The organism is Streptomyces sp. SM1, from assembly GCF_002910825.1.
Lineage (GTDB): Bacteria > Actinomycetota > Actinomycetes > Streptomycetales > Streptomycetaceae > Streptomyces > Streptomyces okerensis.
In genome coordinates, this window is sequence record NZ_NEUB01000780.1 from 1 (window position 1) to 6758 (window position 6758).

Below are 6758 nucleotides of genomic sequence, written 5' to 3' on the forward strand. Positions count from 1 at the left end.
CCGGACGGCTGGCCCCTCTGGGTCTCCCCGGTCCGCCCGGGCCGCGAGCATGACACCACCTGCGCACGGGCCCACGGACTGGTCGACGCCCTGAACCGGCTCGCCGCCACCCTGGGCGTCCCCACCCTGACCGACCTCGGCTACGAGAACGCCGGGCCCGGCTTCCGTCACCCGGTCAAGAAGCCCAAGGGCGGTGAACTCGCCGAGCCCGACCAGGCGTTCAACGCCGTGATCCGAGGCGTCCACGCCGTCGCCGAACGTGCCAACGCCCTGCTGAAGGTCACTTTCAAGGCCCTGCGCAGGGTCAGCCTCGACCCCTCGGCCATCACCCGCATCGCCCGAGCCGCCCTCGTCCTGCTCCAGCTCGAGCACGACCGCACCGCCTGAACGAAGATCACAAAACGTCACGAGGCGTTACCGAGAAGAGTTCAGTAGGCTTCAGCCATTGTTCAGAGACCGGTAGACGGTGGACTAGACGCGGCAGAATACTGATCACATGCCCGAATTGATGTCAGAGGACGCGGTTCGAGACCTCGCACAGGCCCCTGCCGAAGCTCGATCCTTGCACCGTACCGAAGTCTTCCCCGTGCACGTGCTCCTCTGCGTCGCTCACCATGAGAGCGATGCGAGCAGCCTGCTGAAGGCCGCAGGAGTCGACTACTCGGCCCTGTATGCGGCACTGGCGGCCGGTCAACCGGCCGCCAAGCCGACCCATAAGCGAGAGCTCCCGTGGTCCAGATCGATGGAGCACATCCTCCAACTCTCCCAGAGCTACACCAAGAAGCCCTTCACCTCCAGCCACTTGCTGGCCCTGATCCTGGACAACGACACGGACAGCGTGTCGCTGCTGGGCGAGTGCGGCATGAACGTCCCAGAATTCCGGGCCACGCTCTCTCAACGCTTGGGTGACGCCTGAACGCCAATCGGGCCGGGGCGGGTTCAGGTACCTGCGGGACACTGATGCTGGATTGGCGAACGCGAGTCGATCGGGGCGATGGCCCGGTGGCGGACGACGATGAGCCAAATCTGTAGCAGTCCACCCGAGAGCAGCCCGGCCCCGGTCTGGATGTGCGTGGCTGCCTGCTGCTATGAGTTCTCGATTCGGATCATGCGCCGGAGGCTTGCGCGAGCGGCGACGAGGTCGTCGTTGGACTCGACAAGTCTGCGTTCAAGTTCCTGATTCTCGTGTTGGAGCTGGGTGAGCTGGCCTTGCAGCTCTTGATTCTGCGCGGTCAGTTCACCGATCCGGTCTGTGAGGTCGGTCGCTTGGAGTTGGTCGAGTTGTCGGCCGAGCTGGCGCTGCAGGGCTTCCTTCAGGTCGCTGACCTGGCCGCGGAGCCTTTGGTTGTCGGCGCGTAGAACTTCCAGGTCGGTCCGTATACTCATGGCCCCGCTCGCTGAACGGGGTTCGTCGCCGCTGGCTGCGGTGCGGGCCTGCTGGGCGCGGGCAGACTCGATGTGCTCGCGGACACCGGGGGCGTAGACGAGCCATGTGGAGACGCCGGCGGCCTTCGCGACAGTGGTGAAGGTGACCGGCTCGCCGCGGGTGAGGAGTTCATCCAGGGTGTGGAGGACCCGGGCGCGTTTGTCGCGGCTGTCCTTGCGGCGGGCCTCTCGCAGCACCTGGCCGGGGGTTCGTGGACTTGTCACGAGGCCCCCTGGCCGCGGTCGATGACGGTGAGCGGGAGCAGGATGTGGCCGTCGGCGGCGCGGGCTTTGCGTAGGATCCGTCCGGCTTCCTCGATCTCGGTCTGCTGCTCGGTGGGGAGTTCCGCGAGCTGCTCGTGCATCTTCTCGGCGACTTCGGTGTAGGCGCCGATCTGGTCGGTGAGGTTGCGGGTGACGAAGCCGGCTGCGTCCAGCGCGCTGGCGGTCTCACGGTCGGTGCGCAGCTGGTGGAGGTGTTCTTCGATGGCGGGCAGGTAGGAGGGGTCGGGGCGGTAGAAGCCGCAGCCAGCGCATTGGAAGCGCAGCGGGCAGCTCTTCCCGCCGGCTTTAATGTTGGTAGGCTCGGTGCAATTGCCGTAGGGCACGGCGACAGAGCGCGCTTGGTAGGCGGTGGTTGATGCCATGGGTGCGGGTCGCCCGGAACGGTCGACAACCTGCAGGCGCATGGTGGCCACCGCGGCGCGCTTACGTTCCAGGGAGACCTTTAATGGTGGAGTCGGGTATTGGAACTCACCGAATGCCTAGCCCTCACGGGCTGAGATCACGTGTAGAAGAAGAAGCGGTCGAACCAGCTCCTGGCGTGAGAGCGGAGCTCCAACGCGCCGTCGTAGTCGGCCCAAGTCAAGTGTTCGGGGACGGTGACGTATCCGAGTTCGCTGAGTATCCCGATGAGACGGCTGAGGTCGGTGGAATCGAGCAGGTAACTGGTCTCCTCCTCGTCGTAGCTCATGGGGTTGCCGAGAGTGACGATAGCCAGATCACCGAAGTTGCTGACGATTACCGTGATGAAGTCGGCACTCGCTGTGGCCGCGACGGGGATAGTGATCCTTCCGTGGTAGCTGGCCTCCTGAACGTCCCGTTCGACAGTGCAGGTGCAGGCGAACTCCCTGTCGATGTCGGCAGCAAGCTTGTTGAACCGCGTTCGGGTAGCAGATCGGTCGAAGTTGCGCGGGAACTCCGCGTCTCCGGAGGTGTCGAGCTTCCTCAGGAGGGTCCAAAGGTGCTGCTGGTCGGTGGTCATCGTCCGTTCCTGATCGGGTCGGGTTGGCTGTTCCGGCGGCTGACCTCGGCTGCGTAGGCGCCCCAGTCTCCGGCGGCGGCTCGTTGCCATTTGACGGCGACGGTGATGTCGATGCCGAGAGTGCGGGCGAGGACCGCGGCGGGCAGCTCGGTGGCGAGTTGGAACAGGGCAGTTGAGCGGGTCTCGGCGAGCCGGATGCCGAGTTTGCGGAGTCGTTCGCCCATGGCCCAGACGCTGATCGGGCGCCCGGGCTGACCGCCGGGGAAGAGCCAGGGGGAATCCGTCCGGGCGAGAACGGCATGGCTGCGGCGGACCGCGACCTGGTGGAGGGCGAGTTCAGCGACGGGTGCGGGCAGCTCGACGGGGACGGCGCCGAGGCGGAGATGGACGGCTCCGTCGGTCTCCTCGATGTGGTCGACGGTGAGACGGGAGATCGCCGCGGGCCACTGGGCATAGAGGAGCAACAGCAGGCCGGCGAATCGGTCTTCGGACTTGAGGGTGTCGTCGTGCAGCAGACGGCGAGCGGTGGCCCAGCGGGCCTCGTCGTCCATTGCCTGGGACGGGCCGTTCCATCGGACGGCCGGGAAGCTGAGATCGCGGGCGATCTTCTGGGCGAGAGCCCAGCGCACGAAGTGGCCCGCCTCCCGGCGGTGACGGACATCGTCGCTGGTCATCCAGCGTTCGAGGTCGGCCTGACGGCAGGTCACAAGTGTCAGGCCCTGGACCTCGATCCAGTTGAGGAGATGGATGGCTGCCCGCAGATGCTGGCGGACGACGGTGAGCTGGGTGTGCGTGATGTCGTTGCCGCGGCTGCGGCGGCGGAGCCGTCGCAGGAGATGCCAGGTCGCGTACCGGTGCAGGATTTTCCGTCCCTCGGCAGTGGCGTGGGAGGTGACGAGATCGTTCACGTGCCGTTCCAGGCGGACCATCTGCTCGTCCCGCTGGGGCAGCGTGCCGGTGGCCACGAGCACGCTGCGGAGGTGCTCGACGACCTTGCCCGCCGGGAGTTCGTCCAGGGCCTCGTGTGTCAGGGGCCGATGGCCGGAGCCGAGATCGGACAGGACGGTGGAGACGATGCCACCGGCCAGCCAGCGCATCGCCGTGCCGACCCGTTCCGTCTTGGCCAGGGCGTCGTTGAGGGCCTGCAGCTTCGGGGGTATGGAGCCCGAGTCGTCGGCGAGAAGCTCGTGGAGCCGCTGCTTGAGAATGCAACGACGACATGGCCCCGGTGAACGCAGCCGCTCGGCCTGCCCGCAGGTGGGGCAGGGGTGCCAGAGCTCGGCGTCCGGCTTGGTGCAGGGGCCGCAGACCGGAGCGTCCGCGGTGCCGGAATGGATGCCACGGACGCGTCCGCAGGTGGTGCAGCGGGCTTGGCGCTGGAAGCAGCCGCGACAGCGGGGCAGGCCGGTGAGCTTCGAGTGGTTGCCGGGAGCGGTGAGGCCGCAGATGGAGCAGACCAGGACCGGCAGGGGGCAGCAGTTGGGGCAGAGCGGGCCCTCGGCGGTGCGCGTGTGTACTCGCCGCCGTTCCTTGCATCCGATGCAGACCTCGGCGTTCGCAGGGTCGGTGACCAGGCAGTTCGGACACAGCGGTCGCCCTTGCTCGTCGCGGGTGGCCGGCTCGCGTCGGGCTCCGCAGCGTACGCATTCTTCGATGCGGGACTTGGCGATGCAGTTGCGGCAGACCCGCTGCCCGTCGAGCGGCTTGTCGATGCGAACCACTCGGTGGCAACGAGGGCAGGACGGCCGGACGATCCCGGCGACACCGGCCTCGTGCAGAAGGTCGATGAACCTCAAGATGGCGCGGTGCGGGGCGATATGGGCCTCGCCGGTCAGCAGGCGGGGGTTCTCCTCCAGGGCCCAGACCACTCGCTGGCGATAGTGGGGACGGTGGGGCGCCGACCGGCGCAGAGCCTCGGCGACCACGTCGGGGTCGGCGCCCGGGGCGATCGTGTTGATCACCGTGTGGACGACCGTGGCCGGGTCGCGGTCATCGTGGTCGGGACACATCGAACAGCGGGGCAGGCCCTTGCGGTCCCGGAAGGTGACGCGCCGGGTGTTGCCGCAGGCGGCGCACTCGGTGGTCTCCTTGATGCAGACCGAGCAGTACCAGTCCTGGCCCTGCCGCTGGAGGCTTCGCAGCCCCTTCCCACAGTCCGCGCAGACCGGTGGCGAGATCGCCGAGGCGCCGGCCCTGCGAAGGGCGATGAGGAGATCGCCGACGGCCCGTGGCGCCGGGGACCGGCCATCGGTCAGAGCGGCGGGGCGCGTCGCCAGGAACTTGGCCAGGTTCCGTGACTTCGCGCGGCCGCCCGCGATCGCGGTGACCACGGTCCGGATGGTCTCGGAGCCGAGTTCGCTCTCGGCATCCGCGACCAGGTCCGTGATCAGGCCGATCGGGTCCGTGACGGAGCGGTCGAGAGAGCCGGTGGTAGTCACGGCCGGTCAATACCCTTGATCCGGGCTCGCTTTGGCCGCAGTCCGCCGAGCCCTTCCGTGTCGGGGGCCGTGCCGCCGGCGGCGGCCTTCTTCGGCTTCTTCACGGCTCCGGCCACCGCTATGGGCTCGATGAGGTCGTCCATGGTGCAGTCCAGGATGTCGAGCAGGGCCATGAGGATCTTCAGGCTCAGTCGCTCCGGTCGCTCGACGACGAGCCGGTAGACCTGGCTGGAGGACAGCGTGATACCGCGCTCGGCGAGCGGCGGGATGAGGTCGGTGGTGGAGAACATCCCGCGGTCGGCCATGACTTTGCGCAGGTGCCAGTGGTAATCAAGCTTGGCGGCCATCGCCGGGTCCCTCCTGTCAGACCCCGGTGAACGCCGGGGCCAGTGCCTTGTGCAGGGAAGTGTTCATGAAGTCGTCGCTGACGTGCGTGTAGATGGCCAGGGAGCTGTCGCTCTCGTGGCCGACCTGCTGCTGGATGAAGCGGCGGTCCACCCCGTCCTCGGTCAGATGCGTGACGTACGAATGCCGCAAGGAGTGCGGGACCAGCTCTTTCGGCAGGCCCAGGGCGTCGCGGTATGCCTCGAACCGGTCGTTGATCGAGCCGGGCCGCAGGCGTCCACCACGTTCGGTGATCCACAGAGCGGGGTGGTCGGGGAATCCGAAGCGCGGACGGACGTTCTCGACGTAGTCGGCAACTGCCTCGACGGCCCAGTCCATCACCGACAAGACGTTCCGGCGCCGGGGCGGCTGGCCCTTCTTGGCCTTGCCGTAGCGGACGTTGAGCGTGCCGTACCGGCCGAACTGCCGGGCCTGCGGGTTGCGCCCGAAGTCGACCACGTCGAGCTTGGAGGTCTCGGTCCGGCGAAGTCCCCACCCGTAGATCACCTTGAAGAGGGTGGCGTCACGGTAGGCCGCCAGGGCGCCCTTGCGTCTCGCCCGCAGGGCTCGTTCGACTTGGTCGTCGGCGTAGTCGAGGAAGAGCTGCAGCTGTTCCCGGGTGAAGGGCTTGGCCTCCGGGTCGCCCTCGTAATCGTTGAGGTGGGCAATGGTGTTCCACTCGTGACAGACCGCCACCGGGAAGGTGCCGAAGGCTTCCTCGCAGGCAGGGCCCCATCCGTAGCGGCTATCGATGAGGAACTCGCTGAACAGCCGCACGGTGCCCTGGTAGCTGCGGATCGTCGACGGTGCCAGGTGCTTCTCACTGGTCAATGAGACCGACCACTCGTCCACGTGGGCCGGCGTCCACTGCCACGGGTAGTCGTTCGCGAACTCCAGGAACCGGCGTATGAGTCGTTCCCGCGGATCGATCGTGTCGTCCTTCAACCCCCGCGACTTCTGCTGAGCACGCCAGCCCCTCAGCATCGCGTCGAACATCGCGTCCTCAGGACGCAGTTGGACCACCCCGGAGACGAGCTCCAGTTGAGCCGCCCCGGCCAGGGCCACCTTGCGCTGATGCACCACTCCAGACCATCCCTTCTGGAGGGAGGATCATGCATCAGAAGGGATACGATCGGCAACATGCCTGGTCAGGCAGCTAGGTCGTAGTAGCCTCGGAGTCCTTCAAGCTCTCGCCGTGACCTGGCGACCTGCGACTTCTCGCCCGTCTGATGCAATTCCCGAGGGTT

The 6758-nt window shown here is 67.2% G+C and carries 8 protein-coding genes; 2 read left to right on the top strand and 6 right to left on the bottom strand.

The window, feature by feature from the left end; genetic code table 11:
• Both B9S61_RS23970 and B9S61_RS23975 read left to right on the top strand, forming a co-directional pair.
• The coding region (locus B9S61_RS23970) for a transposase family protein (protein WP_146064891.1) at positions 1 to 387 on the top strand (387 nt) is incomplete at its 5' end.
• 109 nt (positions 388 to 496) lie between these two features.
• A complete protein-coding gene (locus B9S61_RS23975) occupies positions 497 to 916 on the top strand; it encodes a Clp protease N-terminal domain-containing protein (protein ID WP_103544113.1) in 420 nt (139 codons plus the stop codon).
• A gap of 170 nt (positions 917 to 1086) precedes the next feature.
• Here B9S61_RS23975 and B9S61_RS23980 read toward each other — a convergent pair whose 3' ends face one another.
• The 6 genes from B9S61_RS23980 to B9S61_RS24005 all read right to left on the bottom strand — a co-directional run bounded on the left by B9S61_RS23980 (position 1087) and on the right by B9S61_RS24005 (position 6594).
• Positions 1087 to 1623, bottom strand: coding sequence for a DUF6262 family protein (locus B9S61_RS23980; RefSeq protein WP_258039825.1), 537 nt, complete (start codon positions 1621 to 1623; stop codon positions 1087 to 1089).
• 23 nt (positions 1624 to 1646) lie between these two features.
• Entirely contained in the window at positions 1647 to 2072 is a 426-nt protein-coding gene (locus B9S61_RS23985) for a carboxypeptidase M32 (RefSeq protein ID WP_146064937.1), read from the bottom strand.
• A gap of 137 nt (positions 2073 to 2209) precedes the next feature.
• On the bottom strand, positions 2210 to 2689 hold the full coding sequence (locus tag B9S61_RS23990; protein WP_103544116.1) for a hypothetical protein: 480 nt from the start codon (positions 2687 to 2689) through the stop codon (positions 2210 to 2212).
• On the bottom strand, positions 2686 to 5127 hold the full coding sequence (locus tag B9S61_RS23995) for a hypothetical protein (protein WP_103544117.1): 2442 nt from the start codon (positions 5125 to 5127) through the stop codon (positions 2686 to 2688). Before B9S61_RS23995 ends, B9S61_RS23990 begins: the two co-directional genes overlap by 4 nt.
• A complete protein-coding gene (locus B9S61_RS24000) occupies positions 5124 to 5474 on the bottom strand; it encodes a helix-turn-helix transcriptional regulator (RefSeq protein WP_103544118.1) in 351 nt (116 codons plus the stop codon). The genes B9S61_RS23995 and B9S61_RS24000 overlap by 4 nt, the downstream gene beginning before the upstream one ends.
• Before the next feature lie 16 nt (positions 5475 to 5490).
• Complete coding sequence (locus tag B9S61_RS24005) at positions 5491 to 6594, bottom strand: tyrosine-type recombinase/integrase (protein WP_103544119.1); 1104 nt, start codon at positions 6592 to 6594, stop codon at positions 5491 to 5493.
• Positions 6595 to 6758: the final 164 nt, after the last annotated feature.

Bases quoted from the DNA above. Each gene is read 5' to 3' on its own strand.
- B9S61_RS24000 (WP_103544118.1), bottom strand. From the start codon at position 5,474: ATGGCCGCCAAGCTTGATTACCACTGGCACCTGCGCAAAGTCATGGCC.
- B9S61_RS23975 (WP_103544113.1), top strand. From the start codon at position 497: ATGCCCGAATTGATGTCAGAGGACGCGGTTCGAGACCTCGCACAGGCC.
- B9S61_RS23990 (WP_103544116.1), bottom strand. From the start codon at position 2,689: ATGACCACCGACCAGCAGCACCTTTGGACCCTCCTGAGGAAGCTCGAC.
- B9S61_RS23985 (WP_146064937.1), bottom strand. From the start codon at position 2,072: ATGGCATCAACCACCGCCTACCAAGCGCGCTCTGTCGCCGTGCCCTAC.